We start from the raw sequence: 23,505 nt of genomic DNA, 5'->3' as shown, positions 1-23,505 counted from the left end.
ACAGCCCCTCCGTCACCCCGAATCAAGGCGATTTGGTCACTGACACGCCAGTGGTGTAACTTCGTTCAGGCAGTCAGGGAAACTCGACAGCAACCAATCAGGGGCTATGGCGCAGCTGGTAGCGCACCACACTGGCAGTGTGGGGGTCAGGGGTTCGAGTCCCCTTAGCTCCACCATATGTTCGATCTTGCGCTCTGACCTGCGCGTTTGTGGTTCTAGTAGATCTTTCGTTCACTACGTGAGCGAGAGTTTTGCAGGTCAAGAGCTTTTCGTTGGTTCTATTCCCGTAAGGGGTCGATGTCGTTCGTCTGCTGTCGGCTCACAGCGGGCCAGCGCATCAGTCAGACGGCGGCCCTCGCCGACGGGCTGCGCCGACGGGTGTCGGCGCAGCCGAGGCCGACCTGGCCGCTGAGGCCGACCTGGCCGCTGAGGCCGGCGCCGCGGTGTACCGGGTCACCTTCCAGCGATGGGTCGACGCCGACGGCGACCCGGACCTGCCCGACGCCATTGCCCGATCGTTCGCCCAACTGCGAGCCCTGACCGCCTCCTACTGATCCGCCGGGCGCTTCGATCCGGTGTCGAGGCCACCCACGGATTAGGGTGCCGCCCAAGAGCTTTCGTCGCGGGATCCGTGGTTGGTGAGTCGGCGGGGGCTCGATCCACGCGGTCGTAGGCTTCCTGAGCCGCGGAGACGTCGTCGAGGTGGGGGATCGACCATTCCTGTAGGGCGGAGTGGCTCGCGGAGGGTGCGGCCCGCCTCGGTGAGTGCGTACTCGACGCGGATCGGGACTTCGGGGTGGACGGTGCGGCGCGCGAGGCCGTCCCGTTCGAGTCCGCGCAGAGTTTGGGTGAGCATCTTCTGTGAGATGCCCTCGATGCGTCGACGCAGCTCCGAGAAGCGGGCGGTGTCGTCTAGCTCTGATGTCACGCCGCGACAAAACCCAGGTAGAGGCCGCATGAGTGGCTGGGTACGATACGGCCATGCCTCGTTGGGAACTCGGCAGCGAAGAGCGGCTCAAGCGGGCCGCCCTGGAACTCTTCGACGAGAAAGGGTTCGAGGATGCGAGCGTCGTTCAGATCGCGAAGCGGGCCGGCGTCACGACCCGCACGTTCTTCCGGTATTTCTCCGATAAGCGCGATGTGCTGTTCGCCGAATCGGACCAGCTGCGGCTGGCGCCCGTCGACGCGATTCGCCGGGCATCCGATGTCGGCAATCCGCTTCGGGTAGTCATCGGCACCCTGGTGGACTTCGACTGGGAATCTTTGGGGCGCGACGTCCAGCGCCGCCGGCTGGCTGTCATCTCGGCGAATCCGGAACTGCTGGAACGCGATCTGATCAAGCACGACGACATCGCGCGGGCGTTCACCGACGCCCTGCGGCAGCGGGGAATCGAAGCCGATATCGCGAGACTGGCGGCCCGCGTGGGCATTCAGGTGTTCTTCACGGCCTACGAACAATGGCTCGAGGCCGGAGACGGCGCCGACCTGGGCCCTATTGTCGAGAAGTTGATGTCAGACCTGGAGTCGCTCGTGCCCACCATGAGCGACCACATCGATAGTCCCCCGCAGTGCGCATGGAAATCGTTGTAGTACAACGATTCTTGCCTTTGTCGCTGTCCCGTCGACCACTTCGATGCCGCCGAAGGAATGCGTGGCGTTCATCAGGGGGACGCGAGGCCCACCGGCGTCGCCGAGCTGTCCCCCGGCGGTTCAGGAGTCCGACGGCAGACCAGCCAGGCGCTGGGCGGCCTCTACGACGAAGGCTCGCCGTCGTGCCTGTTCATCCGGGGTATCGGCCGCGGCCCCGGTCATCATGGTGGCGAGTTGCGGGACGCTGTACCACCAGGCCGCGAGCCCGATGATCATGAACATCAAGTGACCGGCGTCGATTCGGTCGTCGATGACGCCGTCCCGCTGCGCTTGCGCCGCTGCGGCGACCTTGAGGTCGTAATGTGCCACGCGCGCTGTGGCGTTCACAGGCGGCGCGCCTCGCAGGCCTTCCCACTGAAGCAGGCGGGCCAGTTCGGGATGCTGCTCGTAGTAGTCGAAGGTGCGCCCGGCGAATTCGCCCAGATCGTCGAACCGAAGGCCGTCCGGGGCGACGACGCGGGACAGTTCCTCGAGCGCCTCGGTGAGCACCTCGTCGAAGAGCGCGTCCTTGTCGCCGAAGTAGGCATAGAGCCGTTCCTTGTTGACGTTGGCGCGGGCGGCGATGCGAGTCACGGTGGTGCCGGCGGGCCCATGTTCGGCGAACTCGGTGGTCGCGGCCACCCGCAGCCGGTCGCGGGTCCTCTCGGCGGTGCGTTTCATGCGGCGAGATTATCACCAACGCCAACGTTGCCGTTGGCAAGAAGAAGCGGTACATTCGAGTAACCAACGCCAACGTTGGTGTTGGCCCGGTGGGCCTTTCGGTCCGCTGCTCGATAGCGAGACAAGGAATTCCGATGAATCTGACCGAGGCGACGGCGTACACCGACCGAGACGGCATCGTGGACGCGGTAACCCGGCTCGTCGAAGGAATCGACTTCGGCAACGAGGAGCTGTTGCGTTCCGCTTTCACCGAGGACGCCGTGTTCGACCTCGGCGGTATCGACCACAGCATCCACGCGTTCGAGCCCTACGTGGGCCGCGAACAGGTCGTTCGCACCTTGATGGAGACGGTGGGAACGGCGATGGACACCTTCCACGCCCTGTCCAACATTCGCGTGCTGGTGGATGGTGACACCGCGACATTGACCTGCTACCTGATCGGGCAGCACCACCGAACCAGCCAGGGACCGTCCGTCGAATTCCAGGACCACCTGCTGCTGGGCAACCGGTTCGAGACCGACCTGGTCCGCGATCACGGTCGCGTCTGGCGGGTTCGCCATAACCGGGTCAGCTCACGATGGTCGGTTGGCAACCCCGCGGCCGGCGCGATCCCCACCGAGAAGTGACGGCCCATGCCCTCGACAATGCGCGGAAAGCAGCCGGTTCGGTGACGAACCCAGGAGTGGGGACAAGGACATGCGGGCAATAGGCCTCAGCGAATTCGGCGGACCCGAGGTACTGCGGGTGGTCGAATTGCCCGATCAGGATCCGGGCGTCGGTGAGGTGCGAATTCGCGTGCACGCGGTGGCGGTCAATCCCACCGACATCATGCTTCGCACCGGAGCCGCGCGAGCCTGGTTCAAGGGCCGTCCCGGGCCGTATGTCCCCGGGATGGACGCCGCGGGCATCGTCGAGGTGATCGGCCCGGACACCGACACCTCGCTCCGGCCCGGAGACCCGATGGTAGCCCTCGTCGACGCCTATGGCCCGCGCGGCGGGACATACGCCGAAAGCATTGTGGTGCAGGCGGAATCGGTGGTTCCGATCCCGTCAGGCGCCGACTTCCCGGCCGCTTCCACACTGCTGATGAACGCCCTCACCGCCCGGCTCGCGCTGGACCTGCTCGCCCTGCCCGCCGGCAGTACCGTCGCGGTGACCGGAGCCGCGGGCGCCTTCGGCGGGTACGCGGTGCAGCTGGCGAAGAGCGACGGGCTCCGCGTATTCGCCGATGCCGCGGCCGCCGACGCACAGTTGGTAACCGAGCTGGGCGCGGATGCGATCGTGCTACGCGGTGACGATGTCGCCGACCGGTTCCGCGCGCTGATGCCCGGCGGTGTGGACGCACTGCTCGACGGCGCGGCGCTGCACACGCTGATCGTTCCGGCGATCCGGGACGGCGGTGGGCTGGTCGGCGTCCGTGGTTGGGGCGGCCCGGTCAACCGAGGTATCCACCTGCACAAGGTCTTGGTCACCCGGGCGGTCACCGACCACGGACGCCTGCTGCGATTGCGGGACCAGGCAAGCGCGGGGGAGTTGATGCTGCGGGTGGCCGACGTGCTACCGGCCGATCAGGCAGCCTGGGCACATCGGCGGCTGGCCGAGGGCGGCCTGCGGGGCCGCCTCGTCCTGGATTTCATCACCCTCTAACCCCAATGCCGCCTTCCTGGCGCGGTGTTCCTCGCGGGACCCGCTCGACACCAACGGCATGAAGACGCCATTCGTTCAGGCCTCGTCCTTGTCGACCTGGTCGAGGTAGAAGCGCACCGAGGTGATGCGGTCATCGCGCACGTGCAAGATGGCCACGCCCCGTGTCAGGTACTGTTCGGCCGTCACCGTTGTGCCCCGCATTTCCCACTCGCTCCACACGTGGTCGTCATCGACGGCCGAGGCCAGCACCGTCACGGTGAGATCGGGAACGTTGGCGAAGATGCCCGCCCAGTTGCTGCGCATGCGGTCGCGGCCGGTGAAGCTCCGTGCCGGGTGGACGGGTACATCCGAGCGGAAGTCTTCGGCGAAGCAGTCGGCCAAGGCGTCGAGATCGTGGTCGTTCATGGCCTTTTCCATCCGGCGCAGCACGCCGGTACTCGCAGTGTTTTCCATGTCGTTGGTCGGCATGACACCAGCCTGCCCGCCAGGCCCGCGCTTAGCCTGGGCCGATCCGGCCCACGGTGCGGGAGCCGTCCACGATCTCACCGAGCCGGTCCGCATCGGCGGAACCCGGTCGCGCGGTGAAGACCATGGCCACCAGATCGCCGTGCGGAACCGCGAGCAGGTCGCAGTCCAGTGCGATATCGCCCAGGTCCGGGTGGCCGAGTACCGCTGAGTCTGCTTGTGCCACGGTGTTTCCCGTCGTCCGCCACAGCCGATCGAATCGGCCGGAGGCGGTGCGCAGTTCGTCCACCAGCGCGGCGAGCGAGGCGTCGGCCGGATAACGCAGCGACGCGGTCCGCAGCCGGGAGACGAGCATGGAGTCGAAACGTGCGGCATCCGCCGTTGTCCGGCTGACCCGGCTGGGCGCGTCGCCGAAGGTGCGCCACACGACATTTCCGTCCCACCGGTGCCCGGTCGGCTCCCCGCACCGCAGATTGGCCCACGCGGCATTCCAGCCGACCACATTCCATCCGGCATCGCACACGCACACCGCGGCCCCGCCCACTCGTTCCAGGAGCCGACCGGCGCCGGGCGTCAGCTCGGTCGGCACGTGCCCGTCGGCCGCGGCATACCCGGCGAGTGCGCAGAGCCACTCGTACTGCGCGGGTGCCAGCCGCAGCGCCCGCGCAACGGCGTTCACCACCGCGAGCGACGGGCGGGCGCGTCCCTGTTCCAATCGCCGGATGTAGTCCGCGGAAACGCCTGCCAGCTCACCGAGTTCCTCGCGGCGCAGCCCCCGAGTTCGACGCCGCCCCTGGACGGCAAACCCCACAGTCTCCGGCTCGACACCTTCCCGCAGCTCGCGCAGGACAGCGCCGAGATCGTTTCGCCCCATGCTTCCAGTCTGCTCCTCTGGCACGCCTGTGTGCCGGTCCGTGCTTCGTCATTCGATGGTGGGGGCGGCGGTCAAGGCTCGTAGCTGGGTCAGCGACTCGCGGATGGCATCGCGCAGGTCGCCCTCCTCGTCGGCATCGATCCATCGTCCGAAGGCGACGCGGTAGACGGCGACACCGGTCTCGGCGGCCAGGTTCGCCTCGGGCCCGCCGACGCCGCGCAGCCGCAGTCCTCCGGCCAGGGCGGTCGAGATCGACGCGAGCTTGATCAGCTCACGTTCCCGTAGTTCGGCATTGGCCGCGATTACCGCCTGCCGTTTCCGCGCGAAATCCCGATCGCCACCGATCATTTCGACCACCGCGTCCAATGCGAGCGCGATGGCGTCCAGCGCCGATGTCGACGCCGGTGCCGCCTCCAGGGCGGCGAGCGCCTGCTCCTCCAACGCGGAGGATCCGTCGAAGAGGACCTCGCGCTTGTCGGCGAAGTGGCGGAAGAACGTACGGGCGGTGACACCGGCCCGCTCGGCGATGTCGGCCACCATCGTCTGCTCGAAGCCACGTTCCAGATACAGCGCCAGCGCGGCCTCACGCAATCGGCCGCCCGCTCCGGGTTCCCACCGTCCCATGCCGTGAGTCTACCGGCAGTGATGTCACTCGATGACACCAGCCATGTCATTAGGTGACATCGCTTGCTAGAGTGATGTCACCTAATGACATCAACTCTTTGTGGGGGTCCGAAATGACCATGAAAAGCATCCAGTACCACCGCTACGGCGGCCCGGAGGTCATGCAGCTCGAGGACATCGATCCGCCCCGGCCCGGTGCCGGCGAAGTCCTGATACGCGTCCACGCGGCGGCAGCCAACCCGATGGACTGGAAGATCCGCAGTGGCCAAATGAAGGTGGTGACCGGCCGCAGCTTCCCGCGCGGGGTCGGCCACGACTTCGCGGGCGTGGTCGAAGCGGTCGGCGACGGGGTCACCCGGCTCGGCGTCGGGGATGAAGTGCTCGGCGCGGCGCCGCTCAAAACGCCGGGCGCCTTCGCCGAGATGGTCCTCGCCGAGGAACAAGGGGTCGTGATCAAACCCGCGGGGCTCTCCTTCGAGGATGCCGCCACGATCCCGACCGTCGGCGTCACCGCCTACCAGGCCCTGATCGGCAAGGCGAATCTGCAAGCGGGGCAAGCTATTTTCATCCACGGCTGTCTCGGCGGAGTGGGCCGGGCGGCCGCTCAGATCGCCCTGGTACACGGTACCTCGGTCGGCGGCAGCTGCCGCGCCACCGCCGTGCGAGACGCTCGTGACCTCGGTATCGACCCGATCGTCGACTTCGACTTCGATTCCGCACCGCTGCGCGGACGATTCGATCTCGTCTTCGACACCGCGGGCACGCTTCCCGCCAAGGTGGCGCGGACGCTGTTGAAGCCAGGCGGCCGCATCATCGACATCAACCCCACGCCGGCGAAATTCGCGCGCAGCGCTCTGCCGGGACCCTTCCGGGTCATGATCGCCCAACCCGTCACTGAGGACCTCGAAGCGGTCGCGCAAGCCGCGGGCCAGGGCGTATTACGACTGCCGATCGCCCGTACGGTGCCGCTCACGTCGGCGATCCCCGCGCTCACCGAACTCGAACGCACCGGCACGAGCAAGGGCGGCAAGCTCATCATCACGACCGAGCAAGGGCGATGACGATGAACACCGAGGTCTGGATCCTGGGCGGCACCGGCCGCAGCGCACGCATGATCGCCACCGCATTGATCGCCCGGGGTCTCTCACCCGTGCTGGTCGACCGCGACGCTACTCGCCTGTCGCAAGTCGCGGCACGAATCGGCAACGGCCGCACCGTGGTCGCCGATTCGCTCGACGCGATGGCGGCCGAGATCCGGCGGCGGCAACCGGCCGTGGTCATCAATACGGTCGGGCCTTTCACCGCGACGGCACCCGCGCTCGTCGAAGCCTGTCTGCCGGGCAGCGATTACATCGACCTCGCCAACGATGTCGCCGCCGTGTCCGCCCTGCTCGGTATGGCAGGTGCGGCCACCGCCGCAGGCCGCACCCTGGTGACGGGTGCCGGGTTCGGTGTGACGGCCACCGAGAGTGTCGTCGTCAAGCTGTGCGAAGGCCGCCCCGCACCGACCCTGGTCCGGGTCGACATGGTGCCCGCGGTCGAGCTCGAGCCGGGACCGCTCGGCGAGGCCCTCGCCGGAACTCTCCTCGACGGTCTGCCGGGCGTCGAGGGCGGCGGACGATACCAAGGACGCCGTTATACGCATGGACGTCTCGTGGCGATGCGGATCGGTGGCGACCCGGTGCGCCTCACCCTGCCCGACGGCACCGAAGTCACGACCGCGAGCGTCCCGCTCCGTGAACTGATAGCGGCCCAAAGGGCGAGCGGGGCGGCATCGGTGGTCGCCGCCTCGAGCGAAGCACCGTCGTCGCCGATCTTCCGTGTGGTCCTGCCGCCGGCGACCGCGGCGCTGGCGATCGCTCCCATCCGTGCGTTCGCCAAGCGGCGGCTCGCCCGGGTGAAGGTCAAGGGCCGCAAGCAACCTCGTGAGTACTCCTGGGGCCACGCGCACCTGCGTTGGGCCGACGGCACGACCAGGGAAGGCTGGCTGCGCGTCGGCGAGGCACACGCCTACACCGGCGCCGTGCCCGCCGAGATCGCCCGCCGCCTGCTCGCCGGCGAGGGCAAACCCGGCGCCCACACCCCGGCAGCCCTGTTCGGTCCCGCCCTTGCCGAAGCCTGCGGCGGGTCCTACCTCATCGTCGAGTAGGTCGACAGCACGACACCTACCTGGCCGAGCTGCTGCCCCGGCGCGGGCGTGGGCGCTATATCGCCTGGAGCTATACCCTCGGCTTCACCGCCGTCCCGATAGCGGGAATCCTGGCGAAGCTGGCCAACGGTCCCTTGTTCGGCATCGCCGGTTGGCGTTGGCTGCTCGTATTCGCCGGCGTCGGAGCGATCACGCTGTGGCTGCTGCGTCGGCGATTGCCCGAATCCCCGCGCTGGCTGGCGGCCACCGGTCGAACGGCCGACGCCACGGCCGCGCTGGCGCGCATCGAGCGCGAAATCGGTAGCGCGCCGGTCGAATCGACGGCCCTCGAACCGGACAAGGCCCCGCCCGTGGCTCGCTCGGATGATCGGTAGCGGGCGCGGGCGGTGTTGCTGTGGACGATGCAGATCCTCGGCCCGATCGGCTTCTACTGCTTCGCCTCCGTCGCTCCGATCGTCCTGCAGCACAAGGGGATCGACCCGTCGCACTCACTGTGTACGCGGCCTTGATCGGGCTGGGCTATCCGCTCGGCTCCCTGTTCTCGGTGTTCTGCGCCGAGCGCTTCGAACGCCGCACCCTGCTCGTCGCGGCCACCCTGGCGGTCGCCGGATCGGGAGTGGCCTTCGGCCTGACCGCCTCGCCGCTGCTCGCTATCGCGTTCGGCCTGGCCAGCTCCACCGCGGGAATCATGCAATCCAACTTCACCCACATCTACCAAACCGAGCTCTTCCACACTGCCCGCCGCAGCATCGCCATCGGCCTGCCCTACGCCGCATCCCGCCTGGTCGCCACCGTCCTGCCGTTCTGCGCGCTGACCGTCCTGTCGGCGGTGGGCGCCGGACCTCTGTACGCGGGCTCTGCTGCCCTGCTGGTGGCCATGGCGGCCGCGGTGCGAATCCTCGGCCCCCGCACCAACAACCGTCGCGGAGCGGTTGTGCGCCAGTGACTTCCAGCTATTCTTCGTCGAATTCCTGCGCCGCGTGCCGTCGGCGTAGGTCGCGCGGAAGGTCTGCGCGCACAGAGCGTCACGCTCAGCCTGGCTCGCCGAGGTCTTGTGCGATCCAGCCCGGCATGTCCAGGCGCACAGGGTCGGCACCGACCAGCTTGATGCTGTGATCGCTTACCCGCCGGAAAGCAGCTTCGTTGCACCGCGCCGGATTTCCTCGATCACCGCGTCGAGCGCGCGGCCCATCGACCGGCGGCGGTGACGGACCAGCAGCAATCCGGGTTCGACGATCGCCGGCCCGGGGAAACGAGCCAGCCGCCGCTCGTCGACGGCGAAAACGGGCAGTACGGCCAGTCCGAGTCCAGCCGCGACGCAGGCCCGGGCGGCCTCGATACTGCCCAACCGAGTCGTGCGAACCACTGCCGCACTGTCCCGCAGGCACCGAGCGACCTCGTCGCTGTAGGTGCAGCCCTCTTCGAGTAGGAACCATCGCTGCTCCGCCAACTCCGCCCACGATTGCGCTGTCACCGATTGCCGCCGATCGGTAACGAATGCGAGTTCGAGGGTGCCCAGCTGATCGACAACGAGATCGGGCGCCTCGAGCGACGGCTCGAGCATCAGTGCGAGCGCATAGCGGCCGGTACGTAGCGCGTCGGCCGCGTCGGCCGTGCCCGCCGGCGACAGCATGACCTCGACCCCCGGATGACGTCGTTGCAACGCCGCGATCACTCCGGGAAGCAGGTGCCCGCACAGGGATTCCGGCGCCACGATGCCGACCGTGCCTTGGATCGGGCCGGCTACATCCGGATCGGCGCGCAGCGCTGCCTCGGCATCGAGGACCAGACCGGCTTTCTCCAGGGTCCGCCGCCCCGCGTCGGTCAGCGTCGCGCCGAGCCGCAACCGATCGAACAGCCGCAGCCCGAGCTCGGTCTCCAACGTCTTGATGTGTGCGGTCACCGTCGACTGGGCGAGGTGTAATTCGGCCGCGGTCGCAGTGAAACTGCCGCTCCTCGCGAGTGCGACGAAGGTGGCGAGTACCCGGGTGTCCATACCGGCGATGCTATCGAAATATTCGATGGAGAATATCAAAATACATCGTTGGACTCGATCGTCGCGCGATGCGAGCATGAGACATATGAGCACCGAAGTACAGCGCTACACCGCATTCAGTACCGATCCGGCCGGCGGCAACCCCGCCGGGGTCGTCCTCGACGGGACCGGACTCGACGACTCCGAGATGCAGCGGATCGCCGGGAAGGTCGGCTATTCGGAGACTGCCTTCCTGAACCGCACACGCGACCGGCACTACCGGGTTCGCTATTTCAGCGCGCTCGCCGAGGTCGATTTCTGTGGCCACGCCACCATCGCAACCGCAGTCGCACTCACCGAACGCATCGGTCCCGGCACACTGAATTTCCGAACCAACATCGGCGATATCGTCGTCGAGACCAGTACCGCCGACGATCACCCGGCCGCGACATTGACCAGCGTCGCAACGCATTCCAGGGCGGCGACCGCGACCGAGATCTCCGACACGCTGGAAGCACTCGGCTGGGACCCAACCGATCTCGATCCGGCCTTTCCTGCCTGGGTGGCTTATGCCGGCAACGACCATCTGATGCTGGCCGCCGCATCCCGCGAACGCCTGGCCGGCCTGGACTACGACTTCGACGCCCTCGGCGCAGTCATGCGCGAGGCCGGATGGACGACGGTGCACCTGTTCTGGCACGAGGACGACCGCCGCTTCCAGGCCCGCGACCCCTTCCCCATCGGCGGAGTCGTCGAGGACGCCGCAACCGGTGCCGCAGCGGCGGCCTTCGGCGGATACCTCCGCGACATCGGTTATGCCGAATCTGGCCGAATCACCATCACCCAGGGCGTCGATATGGGTCGGCGGAGCCGGCTGCTGGTCGACCTCGATCCAGCCGCAACCGGCATTCGGGTCACCGGACACGCAGTGCGGATCGACTGAGTATGAGCCGGAACCGCACCGAATTCCGGATCGGAGCGGCAAATTACCGCGGCGGCGGTGCAGTTGCTAAGCCATGCCTGTACCGCTGCCGTGAAGCAATACGGCACCGAGCGTTTTCACCTCGTGCCGCATGGCATTGCGATACCACTGGCTCTCGATCAGCCCAGCCGCAGACAACACCGACGCGTGCTACTGTCGCGGCTTGGCCAGGTCCGACATCCACCCGGGTAACGGCGTGCCGCAGAGCCTTGCCCGGCGTCGTGCCACGCCGGGACGCTCACCCCGGACGTCCGCGCCGAGCAGGAGAAGCTGCTGTGGTCCGACACGCTCCAACCGACGTCTGTTCTCTTGTGGCGATGCTGCTGGGTTTAGGCGCGTGGTCGTCCGTGGGTGTCTCGTGTAGGGATGCCGCGTTGGCGGAGTTTGGCCAGCACGGTGGTGGGGTCGACACCCAGGTGTTGGCCGACGCGGGCGAGGGACCAGCCGAGGTTGTACAGATGGATGGCGTCATCGGTCTGCTCGGGGGATAGGCCACGGCGGCGCATCGGCACGTCGTGCCGGTGCAGGATCTCGCCGACTGTCCGCCGCTCGATACCGAACCGGGCACTCAACTGGTACACCGTCTCTCCACTCTTGTATCCGGCGATGAGTTCCTGGACCTGATCGGTGCCGAGTTGGCGGGCCCGGCGGGGTCTGGGTCGGTCGGTGGGCAGTGGAGCGGGTGCGGGGGTGGGGTCGGGAAGCTTCCGCCGCAGGACCTCCAGGGCTTCTACCTGCGATTTCGAGTTATAGTAAGCTCCCCTAAGGTCCACTTTTTGGTTCGATAGTGGCATTGATCTGGGGCTTTGTATCGAGTCCCTCATGGATGTAGGGCCCGCTCTTCTGCGGGTTTTCCCTGTTCAGTGGCTCTTTTTCGTGTTCTATTCCTGCAGGGTGTCTTGCTTTCGCTTGGTGTTGATCGGGTCAGGAGTCGTTGGTGTTCGGCTGGCTGGCTGAGTGTGTGGGTCTGCTTGTGATTCTGTGGACATCAGGACCGGGCTCGTCCGTGGGTGTCGCGGGTACGGACGCCGCGTTCGCGCAGCCGGTTTAGCACAGTGACCGGATCAACGGCGAGGTTTCGGGCGACCCGGACGACGGGCCGGCCTCGGTTGTAAAGGTCGATTGCTTCGTCAACTTGTCCGGGGGATAGGCCACGCCGCCGCATCGGAGTGTTGTGCCGATGGGGGATCGCGCTGACGGTTCGGTGGTCGATACCGAACCTGTCTCCCAGCTCGTATGTCGTCGCGCCCGCAATATAGCCCTGGATCAGGGCCCGAACTTGGTTCTGATCGAGTCGACGTGCCCGCCGTGGCGGGAGCCGGTCGGCGGACATCGGCGGTAGCGGTGAACTCTTGTCGTTGATCGCCGCTGGATCGTCATAGGCACTAGGGTGGTCGGCCGTCTGCTGTCGTGCGAGTTCGATGAGTACCGTCGCGATCGTCTCGGCATCGGGCGGGTCACGACGGACGCCACGCACATGAAGCTCACCCCATCGAGTTTCGGCGTAGTTCGAAGTTGTCATACGACCACCCTCGTCACGTATCACAAGGACGGCAATGATGTCCGCTCTTTGGCTGTCGCCCAATCGTGCAGCAGCCCCTTTCGCTCTCGGCACTACAGGCGGTCTGCCACGCTGTGCACGGCAGCGGGCTGGATCCTCAACTTCTGGGCTTGCCTGTTAACCGACTGCTCTCAGCTCCACTAGCTGAACAGAATGTCCTACAGACCGGTGGAACGATTGGCCGGTCCCCGATGATGCGACCACATGATCCGGCCCCCGGAGAGGAGACCACCCTTGTGAGAGTTGGGGCAGACTGACCGTCAGGAGGTCATGATGCCGAAATCGTATCCGCAGTCCGTGCGCCGACAGGTGTGTGCGCGACTGCGCGCCGGGGAACGGGTCGCCGAGATCGCCACTGAGACAGGGATTTCCGCAGCGACGCTGTTCAAGTGGAAAGCCCAGGCGTTGGTCGATGCGGGAGTCCGTGAGGGCGTGCCGAGCGTTGAGGCCGACGAGTTGGCCTCAACGCATCGCCGGATTGCCCAGTTGGAGGCCGAGTTAAAACTCACCCGGGATGCGTGTGAATTGTTCGACGAGCAGGTGGTGATCTTCCCAAAAGGAAGTATGCGATCGTCGAAAGACTGATCGCACGTGGGCATTCGGGCCGAGCGGCCTGCCGTGTCGTCGGATTGAACCGGGCCACCTTTCATCGCTTGCGCAAGCCAGCGGTGTCGATACGATTCCTGCGGCGAACGATTGTGGCCGACGATATCGGAAAGATTCACCTGCGTTCTCGCGGAACATACGGGCGGCGGCGAATTCAGGCGGCATTGCTCAGCGAGTGCGACATGGTGGTTAATCATAAGCTGATCCACTCGATCATGGGTGAGCTGCAGCCTTGGATTCCAGCAGTCGTCGCAACGGTTCGGATTACGAGGTGTTCAGTAAAGCATTGAGCCGTTCGGTGGGTGTCTGCCAGGCGAGACATTTGCGGGGTCGGTTGTTGAGTTCATCGGCGACGGCTTGCAGAGCGGTCGGGGTGTGGACTTTGAGGTCGGTGCCGCGTGGGAAGTATTGGCGCAGTAGCCCGTTCGTGTTCTCGTTGCTGCCGCGTTGCCAGGGAGAGCCCGGTTCGCAGAAGTAGACGGCCATATCGGTGGCCGTGCTGAACGCGCGATGTTCGGCCATTTCACCACCCTGGTCCCAGGTGAGGGTGCCTCGCAGCGCTGGAGGTAGTCCCGACACGGTGGTGATGAGACCGTCGCGAAGCGCGTCGGCGCTGCGGTCTGCTCCGAGGTGGACGAGCACGACGTAACGGCTGGATCGTTCGACCAGTGTCGCGATGGCCGAACGGTTGGTGGCGCCGATGACCAGATCACCTTCCCAATGTCCCAGCACTGCACGGGATTCGACTTCGGGTGGACGTGTCGTGATCAACGTCATCGGATCGACGAAACGAGGCCGCCGGGCAGCGGGGTCGCGACGCGGTTTGCGGCGCGTGCGACCGCGGCGTAAATGCCGAGCGAGTTCGCGTTTCAACTCGCCCCGGGCGTGGACGTAGATGCCCTGGTAGATCGTTTCGGTGCATATGCGCATCCGCGGATCGGTCGGGAAGTCGACGACCAGTCGGTGGCTGATCTGCTGCGGTGACCACTTCGATTGCAGTTTCTTTCGAACGTATCCACGCAACCGTGCGTTCACCGACAGCTTCGTGTCCCGCGGCCGCAACCTGCGCGCGACCGATGCCCGGTGCGCCGAGTGCGGCAGATATCCCCGCGCCGAGGTCGTGTTGCGGCGCAACTCGCGGCTGATGGTCGAAGGTGAGCGACCCAGTTCGGCGGCGATCGCGCGGATCGAAATCCCTGCGCGACGCAGATCGCGTAACCGCTCGCGCTCCAGCAAGCTCACGTACCGCGGATGAATGACCTTCTCGACGCGATCGAGGTCGATCTTCCCACCCAGGACAGGAGCGGTGCGTGGTGAATTCACGCCTGCCAGTATCGGTTCCGGATATCGAACCACCCGACCGTCGGGGTAGACACGGCCCCGATGGATGATCGTGATGCCCTTGTCCCAGTCCGCCGCCGAACGCTTGTCCGCGCCGACCCGCTGGGCCGCCTGCGCACGAGTCAAACCCGAAGCGCGTAATCGTAGGAACTCTTCCCGACGCGGCGGCACCTGCCGCGCCTCGCTGGTGAAGATCCCGGCCTGGTGAGCCCACTTGTAGCACGTGACCCTGGTGAACCCGAGCTCACGCGCCACCGCCGAGACATTGCCGCGTTCGGCCAGCAAACGAAAGAACTCGGCCTTCTCCTGCTCGGAATACACGCGCGGACTACCGCGCCGCATCACCAACCCGCTCTTACGCAACCACGTATACGCCGCACCAGGATGAACTCCCGCCGCGGCTGCCGCGGCCCTGACACTGCCTCCACGATCCAACAGATCGAAGAACAACTCCCGCTGCGCCTTCGAGTACTTCGGACCAGCCAACGCGACCACCTACCACTGGTGTTGCGACGACTGCTGGAATCCAAGCTCGTGACGGAAAAGTCTATTGCTGCGCGATTCTCGATTGCTTCAGCAAGAAGGTTGTCGGGAGGTCGTTTTCGACAGTCCCGGACACGGCATTGGTCAATAACGCGGTGAATATGGCCGTCCGGGAACGGAAAAGATACCACGGCGCTATATTACATGCCGACCACGGCACTCAGTTCACATCCTGGTCGTTCGGAGAAAACCTCCGCCGACACAATCTGATTCCCTCGCTCGGAACCGTGGGCGACTGCTACGACAACGCCGCCATCGAAGCGTTCTGGGGACGAATGCAAACAGAGTTGCTGAACACCCGGAAGTGGCCCACGAACCTGGAGCTGACCATAGCAATGGCCGACTGGATCGATAATTTCTACAACGCCGAACGCCTCCACAGCTATCTCGGCCACGTCAGCCCCGACGAGTATGAGATGCTGTGGCACGCAACCCAACCAGAGTCTCAACTCTCGTAAGAGCGGCTCGCTCTCCGGGGGCCGGATCAGGCGGCCTCATTCACTGGGGACAGGCCACCACCAATATCGGCCTTGCCCAAGAAGCCGCCTGGAGAGCCACCGAAAAACCGACGCTCGGAGACCCTGTAGGCGCAGGACTCGAATTCACCACCCTCGTCCCTGTTGCTGTCGATATCGCCGGCGCTGCGCTCGCCACAGCCAGTGAAAACCTCTCCGCCGCAACCACTCCCGACATCACCACCGACATCGTCGAGCTGGGCAAAGCCGGTCAGCAGTCGCGGAGTTCTACGGAACCGGCGTGCGCCAGAACGGCTACACCGAAGGAATTCGCCAGATAACAGAATTCCTATCGGACCGAATCGACGGCAACCGATAAGGGTGTTCCTGAGATCGGGGGCAGATACCGTTTCCGGCGGACCGATGTATCGTGGAGGTTCGCTGCTACTCGTCCTCATATCGGTTCCAACGCGCCAAATCTTCAGTAATTGGACCCGAGTCGGGCACCCGAAACCACCACCATCCGCGTCCGGATGTGTCGCTGTCGGCGACAGCGGCCATGCGCTTACCTGAATCGTCGACGGTAATAGATCGAAATACGTCATCAGCCTCTGAAACATAGGCTGCCATCTTTTCACTCAGCTTCTCGGGCAGCGTGTTGATGGCACTTTTCAGGTAATCCCGTACGGACATCGCGGCGCATAGGTCGTATTCGTTCCACACCGACCGGTCTGACCACGGCAGCGACCTGTCGCGATCAATCTTCTCGACGTGAGCTTCCCAAGAGTCTGCCAGTTGGATAGCGTTCCGCTCCTCGCCGCTTTTCAGTCGGACTGTACTTCTTTCGATGATGGCGACCTCATCATCGGCGAAGTTGGACGGTACGCGATCTTTAAACATTACCAATTATCCTCACAGTTTGAAGGCGGTGGATTTCCAGGGCATTTGGTAATTCACGATCACCTTGATGCCATTGTATACAAACTGCTCAGCCTGCTGCGGTGTCCGCCCGTCGCCCATCGGCTCCGGCTTCCCCTTGGTGAGTGCCTCGTTGACTTGGGCGGGGGTCGGTCTATCCATGGTCGGATTTCCGTCGCCCGTATGACCATTTATGAATTCCTCAATTTCGTCCTGAGTATATTCGCCATGCCGGAAGTCTGGGAGGTCAGGTATGTCGGCATCGTCGTCAACGAGTACACGCATGGCAATCATCTCGGTGAGTTTCATGCCGATTGCGGTGAGGGTAGGGACTTTGTCAAAGTGAGTAAGAACAACGGTGGCGGTCGCGGTGGCGGCAGCCAGACCCAAGAGCCTGTAAAGTTTGCTGGCCGTGTAAGCAGTCCGGATGGCGTTGATTGTGTTGAGAACAAGGGCACCGACGGCGCCGCCGCTGATGGCAAGGCTGCCCCCGAAGCTGAATGCGGCCGCGATAATGCCAGCGGCGACAGCGATCCCCGCACTTACCACCAGGATGTTGATTTCGGACTCGAAGGTGCTGCGGGCTTCGGACGTGCCGGTGTGGAATTCCGAGACTGGAGAGGCAAGATTCTGGGAGGCTAGCGCGACCTGACTGGCGCCGTCGCGCAATGTGGTCAGGTGGCCAAGGACCGGTTCCAGGTTCTTCTTGTCGACGACACCGTCGAACAAACCGATGATGGTAGTGATTTGACCTGCAGCGCCGGTGACGGTGGTGTGCTTGGAAAATTTGCTCCACCCGTCAGCGGCCTTGCCGAGCTTGGGAACGTCCCCATTGGGGAGCTTCCCGAACTCGTCGCTGATCTTGCCGACGAGTTGATCGTAGAACTCCCCGATCCCTGCCCCGTCCTTTTTGTGCACGCCGGGTCCGTTGTCTCCGACCGAGGTCGGGATCTGGACCTTGTATTCCGGTAGTGGGCTGACGGTGGGGCGGGCGGGCATGGGTTTGCTGTTGTTGGCGACGGCGTAGTTGTAACCCATTGCCGATAGGACATAGCCGTAGTTGGTCAGCGCGTTCGCGAGACTCGAACTAGTCTGCAAAGTCTCCTGGGCAACCTGATCGTACTTCTCGCCCCACTGCTTGCACCCATTAGCATCCCCGGCCATTCCCCCACACTCGTTCTTAAGAACGGTGTGCAGCGGTTTGTCGGCCTCCCGCAGGTTGTTGGCCAGCTCGTGGCATTTGATGGCAGCCTCGTAATAGATCTGCCAATCTAACTTCAGGTTGCTGCCCAACGGTTCATCCCCCCGACAGCATCTTATAATTGAGATCGATCGCACGGGTGTAGCGGCCGTGTGCGGCCTTGACTGCATCGCTCATATCGGCGACCCCCTCCGCGAACTCCCGCGCGCCCGCGGCCCACCGCGTATGAGCGTCGTTGTAGGCCTGCGCGGCTACACCTTCCCAGCCGGTGCCGGCCAGCGTGGCAACCTTCTCATCGAGCCCGTCGAGGTTCTCGTTGACGAACCCCGCCAGCGCAGTCAGCCGCGATACCAGTTGCTCGAGACGGTCGAGATCGACAGAGAACTCGGAACTCATGGCAGATCCAAGCTCGAGTTGTTGAGATTCGCCGCGGCACCCTGGTCTTGGGCGGTGTAAGTGTCAGCGGTGACGCCGAGCTTCTCGGCCATCTCGGTCAACGCCTGCATGATCACCTTCCCGCCGTCACTAACGTCGGTCCACCCGGCGAAGAACTCGATCGCCGCGCTGCCGGTCCACCCGTCATCGAGCACCGAATCCACATCGTTGGCTGCTGAATTCAACGCTGATTTCAATTCGTCGGCCAGTGCGTACACCTGGTTGCCGACCGCGCGGACCTTCTCCGGCACCACGCTCAGACTCTGAGCACTAGGCGCTCCCCCACCTCCAGTCATGGTCGGGAAGCTTACCTGCCGAATCGAGCGCCTGTCGACGCGTTGACCTGCCACCGCCAATCGACTGACGTGGTCGAAGTCTGTCAGTTGTGGCTGCCGAACGCGATCTCAGCCGAAACCGGAATTGACCTCAATTCCGCTCAGTGGCAAGGCAATTGAAGATTTGCAACACCCTCCGCGAGATGTAGTCGACAACCTGTGGGCAACTGAGCCCGCTCGTGGTCGCGCGCAGGGGTGTGGCGGCCGAGGCGACAAGGGGACTTCATGCGCAAGAGCATGTTCGCGCCGTTCGCGTTAGCCGGAGTTTTCGGCACCATCGTCTTTGGATCCGGGTTGGCCGAGGCCGCTCCGACGGTGATCGCCGAAGATGGCATCTACACCGTGGGTGTCGACATAGCGCCAGACACCTATTCCTCCGACGGGAACTGAGTTCGGTTGTTACTGGGCGCGTCTCCGAGGTACCAGCGGCGATCTTGACGACATCATTGCGAACGACTTCACCGAGGCCAAACGGATCACGGTCACTATCCGGAGCTCCGACAAGTCGTTCAAGACCGAGGACTGCGGAACGTGGACGCTCACCGCCCCGGCCCTGGCCCCGGCTCCCAAACTCCTGACCTTGTCGGAGGCTCGAGTTACCTTGGAGCGGCAGACCATTGGTAAGGCAGGGGTGCTTGATGGGGGACAACGAAGATCTGTGCGTGGCGTACAAGATGAACGCGGCACTGGATCTGTATCGCGATCATCTCATTGACATTCGCATTGATGAGAACTGGGCGCGGTGGCATGGAAGCGGGAAGCTGGGTCTGCGTTGCGTGCTCTGCCGCCGCGTCGTCACGCCGTTCCTGTCCACATCGAAAAACCGGTTCGTTCGCCATCAACGCGGAGAGGGATCCGCGGCTTCCGCGGCCGCGATGAGGACTGCGCACGAGTCCTTTCTGCACCAGCGATGCAAGTACTGGGTCGCTGACCAGTTGCGCGAGGCTGGCGCGATCGCTGAAGTCGAACAGCCACTCGGTGACCGTCGCCCCGACGTGCTCGCAGTACGTGACGGCCGAACGTTCGCAGCCGAGGTCCAATGGTCGCCGCTGAGCCTCGCCACCGCCCAGGAGCGAACGGCAGACCTTCGCCGCGCCGGCGCCGACGAGGTCATGTGGCCGACACGCGGCTACACATGGGTCGAGAAGCTGCCATGCTCGGCCTATACGGCTTCAACCCCGGCAGCGAGGGCTACGCCACCGACTTCGGCTTCCTCGCCATCAACCCTCGCGGAGAACTCAGAACCGCCACCCGGCCGGTGGGACAGGCATTGCGTCAATGGCTCGACGGCGAGATCGCTTGGGCCTACCGAGACTCCGAGAAAGCAGGATGGGCCACCGTGCAGGACTGGGCGCAGCACACCAAGCAGCAAGCCGAGGAGATCGAGCGGCTTGGCGGTGAACTCGGCAAGGCGACGGACAAGATCGAGCGGCTCAGTACGACAGTGTGCAAGCAGAGCGCGCGGATCGACGCGGTGGAATCAGATCTGAAGGGCGCCAAGACAGGCCTGTTACTGGAGAAGGGCAAGGTCGAAGAGGGTAAGCGACGACAGGCTCGCGATGCCGAAAGCTTCGAGAAGGCGCGGGTGCTGATCGAGAAGGCCATCGGTCAGCGTGACCTGCACGCCGGGGCGGCAGCCAGTCTGGAGGCTCAACTCGAAGCCGAGCGTGAGGCGTACAAGCGCACTGCGGCTGCGTTGGCCTGGCGGGCTGGTCTGGTGAAGGTCCTGATTGCTGTCTGCCTCGTGCTGGCACTTCTCGCCATACTCGGCAGCTGTTGATGTCTAGGCATCAATGGACAACGTCAAGACAGCTTGGACCGGTCGGGAGGACCGAATGCAACTAAATCAGTTCGGCGCGCTGTGCATCGACTGCCACCAAGGCGTTGGATCGGGCGGCGGATTCATCTACGGGCCAGGGGTGAGTAATCGCGTCCTGTGCCTGAAATGCGCGTACCTTGAGTGCGGTCGATCCCGTGGCCTTATCGCCCAGGTACCTGTCGTACCGACGGACTGAGGCTGTCCGCCGCCGGAGGGCCAGTGGAGCTGTGCCGGCGCGACCGCCTAGTGCACGCAATCGGTTGCGGACCGTCGGCTTGGGATCGGACTCCCGATACAACCGGACCGCCCGCGCCTTCAACTCGTCGGGGTACTTCTTCGGTGCTGCCACAAGGGACTCCTTCCTGGTCCTATGGACCATGCTCAGAGCCCTCCGCGAAAGCGGGAACCTCACGTCCTCCTCCGGCTCCGGGACCTCGCCGATGAATTCGATGTCGCACAGCGAGCAGTGGATTCGGTCCCCGCCGGTCGGTCAACTCACGCGGTGCGTCCACCTGTGGTCTCCACTTGACATCGTCTCGCCCAGGTCCATCCTTCTGGCGGATCTCCACTGCGCCACCACCGGTTGGACGAAGGCGCCGCTCGGACATGCGCTGTGTGTTCGCTCAGTTTGCCCATGCCGCGGCAAGGTCTGCGAGCGGGGAGGGGTCGGTGGGGGCGATATATCGGTAGCTCTGGGGTGGTTGAAAGGTGGCGTAAGTCCGTAACAAGTTGAGGGTCAGCGGTTCTGGCAACGTTCGAGGAGCATCGATCGAAAGTGCGGTGGCGTGTTCAGCGCCAGCGAAATAGTCGGAGAACTCGGCTCGGGACAGGCCCACGCTGTCGCGGTATCGGCGCCATATGGTCGCCGGGCTGGCGGTGTCCCGGTCTCTCAGTGTCGCGACGCCTAGTACGGCCATCACTGGGGAGCTGGCGTAGAGCACGAGCAGCGTGCCGGGTAGTGCCGATACGCGGGTGCGCCGCAACTCGACGGTCTTCGTGCCGTCGAGGATCGCCTGCGCAAACCTGGGGCGAAGCGACAGCAGGAGGGGGCGTTGCACTGTCAGAAGCTCGCCTTCGGGTTCTGGTGTCGCAGTCATGGCTCGAACCTTATCCACGGACTATGTATCGAACGTGAGTTCGATACCTGATCTTTGGATGTTACTGGAGGTGCGCGCTTCCGGCCTTGTAAAGGGCGGCGAAGAGTTCTGGATTGACGCGCTGAGGGCCGTAGAACGCCTTCGGCCCGCCATGCTGTTCTCGGAGCCGGTCATATGTGCTGTTGGAAATCGGCGTGTCGAATAACTCGGTATCGGAGAACCGGAGGGCTTGCACGGTCGGTCTACCGTCTGCGAATTCCTCCAGATCTGGCAAGTCGAGCACGCCGTAATGCCTGAGAGCGGCGTGAAGCCGTGCCGGCCTGTCGACGTCGATGGCGTCCAGCAGAGACGTGCCGACAATCGCCGCAGAGGTTCGGCGCGTTTGACTGACTCGCCACAGCACCCTTGCAGGGGCAGTCAGCTTGGCATCGTGGGTTCGGTAGTAAACCTGTTCACGCCCCAGCGACAGTTCGACGGGGCGAGTCGTGAGCTGGATCGGGTAGCCGAGCAAGTCACCGCTCCACCGGGACCGGATCGGAATGACGTAGTGCGGCAGCGCGGTGTCGATGAGTTTGGCTGGCCAGAGCGATCGCTCGATCTCGGCAGCCGCGCGGGACGGAAGTCCGGGCCGCAGCAGCGGCCCCGGCCCCGCGTTGACCAGTCGACGGATTTCATTGGCAGCCTGGCCTATGTCGTGACTTGTCCCGCACATGGGAATGACCCAGGCGTACCAGTGATCACCTTGGTGATGGAAGGGGTCTGTTGCCAACGCGCGAGTGAGGACACCACCTACGTGTCGGTCGGAGACGTCGATGACACGTGCACCTTGCTCCTGCGCAACTCGGCGTAACAGCCAGAGGAGTTGGCGGGCGATGGTGTCGGACAGCTGGTGCCCGATCGTCCGCATCAGCGGCACACGCAGGATCTGCCCGTCGAGATAGGCGGCATAGCAGGCGATTGCGGGTTCATCGACCGTGCGGATCAGCCACCGCGGTACCTGTTCCCGCGCGAGCGTTCGCAGTAGATCGCGCAGTTCGCCGCGTGTTTCGCCGGACGTTTTGCCGAGGAATTCAAGCAGACGGTGCTCGTCGTCTGCGCTCGCTCGGACCTGGTCGTATGCGCTGTTTTGAAGCCGGGCGGGCTGGTAGGCCCACGCTTGTGCGAGTTTGTCCAAGTGGGTGACAACGTGGTCCGGGTCCAGGACGTGGAAGGAGGTCAAGGCTGGCACAGCCTTCTGCAGGTCTCCGAACCGCCTGCGCAGCTTGTCATCCCATGTCAGCAGAACGCCGACACCTGCGGCCGCGGCCTCCGCAATTTGCCACAGATCCCCTTCGTCTTGGGGAGACAGCTGTTGGTCGCCCGTAGTCGACGCATGAACGAGCTGTGTGAAAAGGTCCTCGGCTCGGCTGGCTACTGCGGTTCGTCGTGGGTACTGATTTGCGGCCACCTTGATCGGGGCTCGTTGGACCTGAGGGCGGCGCGCCAATTCGCGGTCGACGGCGTTCGTGACGACCAAGCGGAGCCGACCTACCAAGTGGTCGGCGATCAGCACGCGGGACCGTTTCGCACTCGCGGAGTCTGCCCGCATGTGCAGGTCCATGAGGATATTCAGATCGAGCGCCGCCTCCAGCAGGTCGGGCTCGTCGGCCAGCAGTTCGGGTTCGGGGAGGAAGCTGAAAAGGTCTGCGTGGCCGTGGTCCAGCCACCACACCGTCATCGGGCTGCGGTCTCTGCCGCGGCCGACGGCTCGACTACGGGCGTGGAAACCCAACGCCTTCCACATGGGGTTGAGTCCGTAGTCGTCTCGGCATTTGGCGAGTATGCCCAACCGTGACGAGTGCTTTTCCCGAATCTCGGCCACCAGTGCGCGAGCTACGCCCGACTTGCGTGCAAGCGAGTCTACGCACAGGTGCGACAACATGACCTGATTGTTGCGGGGCAGCCGAAAAAGGGCGTATCCCACGAGCACGCCGTCGATCCTTGCGTCGATCAGGCCGCCCCAGTGTGTGGCTTCCCGGAATGCGCCCGCTGGCATCATCCCCAGCGTGCGGCTGTACCGTTTGCCCAACTTGATGAGCTCATCGACTGTCGGATCACCGGGCCCCACCTGGCTGATCTCTAGCGTCCCCATAAAAAGTCGATTCTACCGGTTATCCCGCCACCAGTGG

Annotated in this window: 31 protein-coding genes, 1 tRNA gene and 1 pseudogene; 16 read left to right on the top strand and 17 right to left on the bottom strand. The window is 64.6% G+C overall.

Annotation, left to right across the window (positions count from 1 at the left end; genetic code table 11):
- Positions 1-100: 100 nt before the first annotated feature.
- Positions 101-176, top strand: a tRNA-Ala gene (locus tag LKE06_RS32440).
- 165 nt (positions 177-341) lie between these two features.
- On the opposite strand, the gene LKE06_RS32435 is transcribed toward LKE06_RS32440, so the two are convergent.
- Together LKE06_RS32435 and LKE06_RS32430 are read right to left on the bottom strand one after the other, a co-directional pair.
- Positions 342-527, bottom strand: a complete 186-nt coding sequence (locus LKE06_RS32435; RefSeq protein WP_228003248.1) for a hypothetical protein — start codon at positions 525-527, stop codon at positions 342-344.
- A 68-nt stretch (positions 528-595) separates the two neighbouring features.
- On the bottom strand, positions 596-928 hold the full coding sequence (locus tag LKE06_RS32430) for a winged helix-turn-helix transcriptional regulator (protein ID WP_228003247.1): 333 nt from the start codon (positions 926-928) through the stop codon (positions 596-598).
- Between the two features lie 53 nt (positions 929-981).
- Between LKE06_RS32430 and LKE06_RS32425 the strand changes: the two genes are divergently transcribed.
- Positions 982-1,590, top strand: a complete 609-nt coding sequence (locus LKE06_RS32425; protein ID WP_228003246.1) for a TetR family transcriptional regulator — start codon at positions 982-984, stop codon at positions 1,588-1,590.
- Between the two features lie 120 nt (positions 1,591-1,710).
- On the opposite strand, the gene LKE06_RS32420 is transcribed toward LKE06_RS32425, so the two are convergent.
- The gene (locus LKE06_RS32420) at positions 1,711-2,310 is read right to left on the bottom strand and encodes a TetR/AcrR family transcriptional regulator (protein ID WP_228003245.1); all 600 of its coding nucleotides are present in this window, start codon (positions 2,308-2,310) and stop codon (positions 1,711-1,713) included.
- A 134-nt stretch (positions 2,311-2,444) separates the two neighbouring features.
- Between LKE06_RS32420 and LKE06_RS32415 the strand changes: the two genes are divergently transcribed.
- Entirely contained in the window at positions 2,445-2,936 is a 492-nt protein-coding gene (locus LKE06_RS32415) for a nuclear transport factor 2 family protein (protein ID WP_228003244.1), read from the top strand.
- Positions 2,937-3,006: 70 nt separating this feature from the next.
- A complete protein-coding gene (locus LKE06_RS32410; protein WP_228003243.1) occupies positions 3,007-3,957 on the top strand; it encodes an alcohol dehydrogenase catalytic domain-containing protein in 951 nt (316 codons plus the stop codon).
- A gap of 75 nt (positions 3,958-4,032) precedes the next feature.
- Here the strand turns inward: LKE06_RS32410 and LKE06_RS32405 are convergent, their stop codons facing one another.
- Genes LKE06_RS32405 through LKE06_RS32395 form a run of 3 tightly spaced genes read right to left on the bottom strand, consistent with a single transcriptional unit; the run spans position 4,033 to position 5,920 of the window.
- Positions 4,033-4,425, bottom strand: coding sequence for a nuclear transport factor 2 family protein (locus LKE06_RS32405; protein WP_228003242.1), 393 nt, complete (start codon positions 4,423-4,425; stop codon positions 4,033-4,035).
- A gap of 28 nt (positions 4,426-4,453) precedes the next feature.
- Positions 4,454-5,296, bottom strand: a complete 843-nt coding sequence (locus tag LKE06_RS32400) for a helix-turn-helix domain-containing protein (protein WP_228003241.1) — start codon at positions 5,294-5,296, stop codon at positions 4,454-4,456.
- 48 nt (positions 5,297-5,344) lie between these two features.
- Positions 5,345-5,920 carry a TetR family transcriptional regulator gene (locus LKE06_RS32395; protein WP_228003240.1) on the bottom strand — a complete coding sequence of 192 codons (576 nt, stop codon included), beginning with the start codon at positions 5,918-5,920 and terminating at the stop codon, positions 5,345-5,347.
- A gap of 119 nt (positions 5,921-6,039) precedes the next feature.
- Between LKE06_RS32395 and LKE06_RS32390 the strand changes: the two genes are divergently transcribed.
- Genes LKE06_RS32390 through LKE06_RS32375 form a run of 4 tightly spaced genes read left to right on the top strand, consistent with a single transcriptional unit; the run spans position 6,040 to position 9,015 of the window.
- Positions 6,040-6,981 (top strand): NADP-dependent oxidoreductase, encoded by a 942-nt coding sequence (locus tag LKE06_RS32390; RefSeq protein ID WP_228003239.1) that lies wholly within the window; start codon positions 6,040-6,042, stop codon positions 6,979-6,981.
- A gap of 2 nt (positions 6,982-6,983) precedes the next feature.
- A complete protein-coding gene (locus LKE06_RS32385) occupies positions 6,984-8,069 on the top strand; it encodes a saccharopine dehydrogenase family protein (RefSeq protein WP_228003238.1) in 1,086 nt (361 codons plus the stop codon).
- Complete coding sequence (locus LKE06_RS32380) at positions 8,039-8,443, top strand: MFS transporter (RefSeq protein WP_228003298.1); 405 nt, start codon at positions 8,039-8,041, stop codon at positions 8,441-8,443. The genes LKE06_RS32385 and LKE06_RS32380 overlap by 31 nt, the downstream gene beginning before the upstream one ends.
- Before the next feature lie 20 nt (positions 8,444-8,463).
- Entirely contained in the window at positions 8,464-9,015 is a 552-nt protein-coding gene (locus LKE06_RS32375) for an MFS transporter (RefSeq protein ID WP_228003237.1), read from the top strand.
- Between the two features lie 174 nt (positions 9,016-9,189).
- Here LKE06_RS32375 and LKE06_RS32370 read toward each other — a convergent pair whose 3' ends face one another.
- Positions 9,190-10,065 carry a LysR family transcriptional regulator gene (locus LKE06_RS32370; RefSeq protein WP_228003236.1) on the bottom strand — a complete coding sequence of 292 codons (876 nt, stop codon included), beginning with the start codon at positions 10,063-10,065 and terminating at the stop codon, positions 9,190-9,192.
- A gap of 85 nt (positions 10,066-10,150) precedes the next feature.
- On the opposite strand from LKE06_RS32370, the gene LKE06_RS32365 reads away from it, so the two are divergent.
- Positions 10,151-10,987 (top strand): PhzF family phenazine biosynthesis protein, encoded by an 837-nt coding sequence (locus LKE06_RS32365; protein ID WP_228003235.1) that lies wholly within the window; start codon positions 10,151-10,153, stop codon positions 10,985-10,987.
- A 368-nt stretch (positions 10,988-11,355) separates the two neighbouring features.
- Here the strand turns inward: LKE06_RS32365 and LKE06_RS32360 are convergent, their stop codons facing one another.
- Together LKE06_RS32360 and LKE06_RS32355 are read right to left on the bottom strand one after the other, a co-directional pair.
- Entirely contained in the window at positions 11,356-11,799 is a 444-nt protein-coding gene (locus LKE06_RS32360) for a hypothetical protein (RefSeq protein ID WP_228003234.1), read from the bottom strand.
- 215 nt (positions 11,800-12,014) lie between these two features.
- Positions 12,015-12,548, bottom strand: coding sequence for a hypothetical protein (locus tag LKE06_RS32355; protein ID WP_228003233.1), 534 nt, complete (start codon positions 12,546-12,548; stop codon positions 12,015-12,017).
- A gap of 312 nt (positions 12,549-12,860) precedes the next feature.
- Between LKE06_RS32355 and LKE06_RS32350 the strand changes: the two genes are divergently transcribed.
- Together LKE06_RS32350 and LKE06_RS33435 are read left to right on the top strand one after the other, a co-directional pair.
- Complete coding sequence (locus tag LKE06_RS32350; RefSeq protein ID WP_228003232.1) at positions 12,861-13,172, top strand: transposase; 312 nt, start codon at positions 12,861-12,863, stop codon at positions 13,170-13,172.
- Positions 13,173-13,255: 83 nt separating this feature from the next.
- The gene (locus tag LKE06_RS33435) at positions 13,256-13,483 is read left to right on the top strand and encodes a helix-turn-helix domain-containing protein (protein WP_372477461.1); all 228 of its coding nucleotides are present in this window, start codon (positions 13,256-13,258) and stop codon (positions 13,481-13,483) included.
- On the opposite strand, the gene LKE06_RS32340 is transcribed toward LKE06_RS33435, so the two are convergent.
- On the bottom strand, positions 13,458-14,660 hold the full coding sequence (locus LKE06_RS32340) for an IS30 family transposase (protein WP_228003296.1): 1,203 nt from the start codon (positions 14,658-14,660) through the stop codon (positions 13,458-13,460). The two genes, LKE06_RS33435 and LKE06_RS32340, sit on opposite strands and share 26 nt — an antisense overlap.
- Before the next feature lie 398 nt (positions 14,661-15,058).
- Between LKE06_RS32340 and LKE06_RS33050 the strand changes: the two genes are divergently transcribed.
- Positions 15,059-15,535, top strand: coding sequence for a DDE-type integrase/transposase/recombinase (locus LKE06_RS33050; RefSeq protein ID WP_228003295.1), 477 nt, complete (start codon positions 15,059-15,061; stop codon positions 15,533-15,535).
- Between the two features lie 441 nt (positions 15,536-15,976).
- Here the strand turns inward: LKE06_RS33050 and LKE06_RS32330 are convergent, their stop codons facing one another.
- Genes LKE06_RS32330 through LKE06_RS32315 form a run of 4 tightly spaced genes read right to left on the bottom strand, consistent with a single transcriptional unit; the run spans position 15,977 to position 18,382 of the window.
- Complete coding sequence (locus tag LKE06_RS32330) at positions 15,977-16,432, bottom strand: hypothetical protein (protein ID WP_228003231.1); 456 nt, start codon at positions 16,430-16,432, stop codon at positions 15,977-15,979.
- Between the two features lie 12 nt (positions 16,433-16,444).
- Complete coding sequence (locus tag LKE06_RS32325; protein WP_228003230.1) at positions 16,445-17,743, bottom strand: hypothetical protein; 1,299 nt, start codon at positions 17,741-17,743, stop codon at positions 16,445-16,447.
- Between the two features lie 4 nt (positions 17,744-17,747).
- Positions 17,748-18,047 (bottom strand): WXG100 family type VII secretion target, encoded by a 300-nt coding sequence (locus LKE06_RS32320; protein WP_228003229.1) that lies wholly within the window; start codon positions 18,045-18,047, stop codon positions 17,748-17,750.
- Positions 18,044-18,382, bottom strand: coding sequence for a WXG100 family type VII secretion target (locus tag LKE06_RS32315; protein ID WP_228003228.1), 339 nt, complete (start codon positions 18,380-18,382; stop codon positions 18,044-18,046). The genes LKE06_RS32320 and LKE06_RS32315 overlap by 4 nt, the downstream gene beginning before the upstream one ends.
- Positions 18,383-18,646: 264 nt before the next feature.
- Between LKE06_RS32315 and LKE06_RS32310 the strand changes: the two genes are divergently transcribed.
- The 4 genes and pseudogenes from LKE06_RS32310 to LKE06_RS32305 all read left to right on the top strand — a co-directional run bounded on the left by LKE06_RS32310 (position 18,647) and on the right by LKE06_RS32305 (position 20,201).
- A complete protein-coding gene (locus LKE06_RS32310; RefSeq protein ID WP_228003227.1) occupies positions 18,647-18,811 on the top strand; it encodes a hypothetical protein in 165 nt (54 codons plus the stop codon).
- Positions 18,792-19,136 carry an Rv1352/Rv1906c domain-containing protein gene (locus LKE06_RS33525; RefSeq protein ID WP_504788520.1) on the top strand — a complete coding sequence of 115 codons (345 nt, stop codon included), beginning with the start codon at positions 18,792-18,794 and terminating at the stop codon, positions 19,134-19,136. Before LKE06_RS32310 ends, LKE06_RS33525 begins: the two co-directional genes overlap by 20 nt.
- A pseudogene (locus tag LKE06_RS33495) lies at positions 19,060-19,512 on the top strand (competence protein CoiA family protein); the annotation flags it as partial. The gene LKE06_RS33525 and the pseudogene LKE06_RS33495, both read left to right, overlap by 77 nt.
- Before the next feature lie 23 nt (positions 19,513-19,535).
- Complete coding sequence (locus LKE06_RS32305; protein WP_228003226.1) at positions 19,536-20,201, top strand: hypothetical protein; 666 nt, start codon at positions 19,536-19,538, stop codon at positions 20,199-20,201.
- Between the two features lie 61 nt (positions 20,202-20,262).
- On the opposite strand, the gene LKE06_RS32300 is transcribed toward LKE06_RS32305, so the two are convergent.
- The 3 genes from LKE06_RS32300 to LKE06_RS32290 form a co-directional block, all read right to left on the bottom strand.
- Positions 20,263-20,589 carry a hypothetical protein gene (locus LKE06_RS32300; protein WP_228003225.1) on the bottom strand — a complete coding sequence of 109 codons (327 nt, stop codon included), beginning with the start codon at positions 20,587-20,589 and terminating at the stop codon, positions 20,263-20,265.
- Between the two features lie 274 nt (positions 20,590-20,863).
- Positions 20,864-21,337, bottom strand: a complete 474-nt coding sequence (locus tag LKE06_RS32295) for an ASCH domain-containing protein (protein WP_228003224.1) — start codon at positions 21,335-21,337, stop codon at positions 20,864-20,866.
- A 61-nt stretch (positions 21,338-21,398) separates the two neighbouring features.
- A complete protein-coding gene (locus tag LKE06_RS32290) occupies positions 21,399-23,468 on the bottom strand; it encodes a GNAT family N-acetyltransferase (protein WP_228003223.1) in 2,070 nt (689 codons plus the stop codon).
- Between the last annotated feature and the right edge of the window lie 37 nt (positions 23,469-23,505).

The sequence above is a fragment of the Nocardia australiensis genome (genome assembly GCF_020733705.1).
In the GTDB taxonomy this organism is placed as follows: Bacteria; Actinomycetota; Actinomycetes; order Mycobacteriales; family Mycobacteriaceae; genus Nocardia; species Nocardia australiensis.
The sequence above is the reverse complement of the archived record's forward strand: the minus strand, read 5'-3'. Positions and strand labels throughout refer to the sequence as shown.

Coding starts and splice junctions, on each gene's coding strand:
- LKE06_RS32410 (WP_228003243.1), top strand. CDS start 3,007: ATGCGGGCAATAGGCCTCAGCGAATTCGGCGGACCCGAGGTACTGCGG.
- LKE06_RS32425 (WP_228003246.1), top strand. CDS start 982: ATGCCTCGTTGGGAACTCGGCAGCGAAGAGCGGCTCAAGCGGGCCGCC.
- LKE06_RS32390 (WP_228003239.1), top strand. CDS start 6,040: ATGAAAAGCATCCAGTACCACCGCTACGGCGGCCCGGAGGTCATGCAG.
- LKE06_RS32395 (WP_228003240.1), bottom strand. CDS start 5,920: ATGGGACGGTGGGAACCCGGAGCGGGCGGCCGATTGCGTGAGGCCGCG.
- LKE06_RS32350 (WP_228003232.1), top strand. CDS start 12,861: ATGCCGAAATCGTATCCGCAGTCCGTGCGCCGACAGGTGTGTGCGCGA.
- LKE06_RS32385 (WP_228003238.1), top strand. CDS start 6,984: ATGAACACCGAGGTCTGGATCCTGGGCGGCACCGGCCGCAGCGCACGC.
- LKE06_RS32295 (WP_228003224.1), bottom strand. CDS start 21,337: ATGACTGCGACACCAGAACCCGAAGGCGAGCTTCTGACAGTGCAACGC.
- LKE06_RS32400 (WP_228003241.1), bottom strand. CDS start 5,296: ATGGGGCGAAACGATCTCGGCGCTGTCCTGCGCGAGCTGCGGGAAGGT.
- LKE06_RS32355 (WP_228003233.1), bottom strand. CDS start 12,548: ATGACAACTTCGAACTACGCCGAAACTCGATGGGGTGAGCTTCATGTG.
- LKE06_RS32315 (WP_228003228.1), bottom strand. CDS start 18,382: ATGACTGGAGGTGGGGGAGCGCCTAGTGCTCAGAGTCTGAGCGTGGTG.
- LKE06_RS32290 (WP_228003223.1), bottom strand. CDS start 23,468: ATGGGGACGCTAGAGATCAGCCAGGTGGGGCCCGGTGATCCGACAGTC.
- LKE06_RS32320 (WP_228003229.1), bottom strand. CDS start 18,047: ATGAGTTCCGAGTTCTCTGTCGATCTCGACCGTCTCGAGCAACTGGTA.
- LKE06_RS32415 (WP_228003244.1), top strand. CDS start 2,445: ATGAATCTGACCGAGGCGACGGCGTACACCGACCGAGACGGCATCGTG.
- LKE06_RS32365 (WP_228003235.1), top strand. CDS start 10,151: ATGAGCACCGAAGTACAGCGCTACACCGCATTCAGTACCGATCCGGCC.
- LKE06_RS32420 (WP_228003245.1), bottom strand. CDS start 2,310: ATGAAACGCACCGCCGAGAGGACCCGCGACCGGCTGCGGGTGGCCGCG.
- LKE06_RS32310 (WP_228003227.1), top strand. CDS start 18,647: ATGCGCAAGAGCATGTTCGCGCCGTTCGCGTTAGCCGGAGTTTTCGGC.
- LKE06_RS32370 (WP_228003236.1), bottom strand. CDS start 10,065: ATGGACACCCGGGTACTCGCCACCTTCGTCGCACTCGCGAGGAGCGGC.
- LKE06_RS32405 (WP_228003242.1), bottom strand. CDS start 4,425: ATGCCGACCAACGACATGGAAAACACTGCGAGTACCGGCGTGCTGCGC.
- LKE06_RS32330 (WP_228003231.1), bottom strand. CDS start 16,432: ATGTTTAAAGATCGCGTACCGTCCAACTTCGCCGATGATGAGGTCGCC.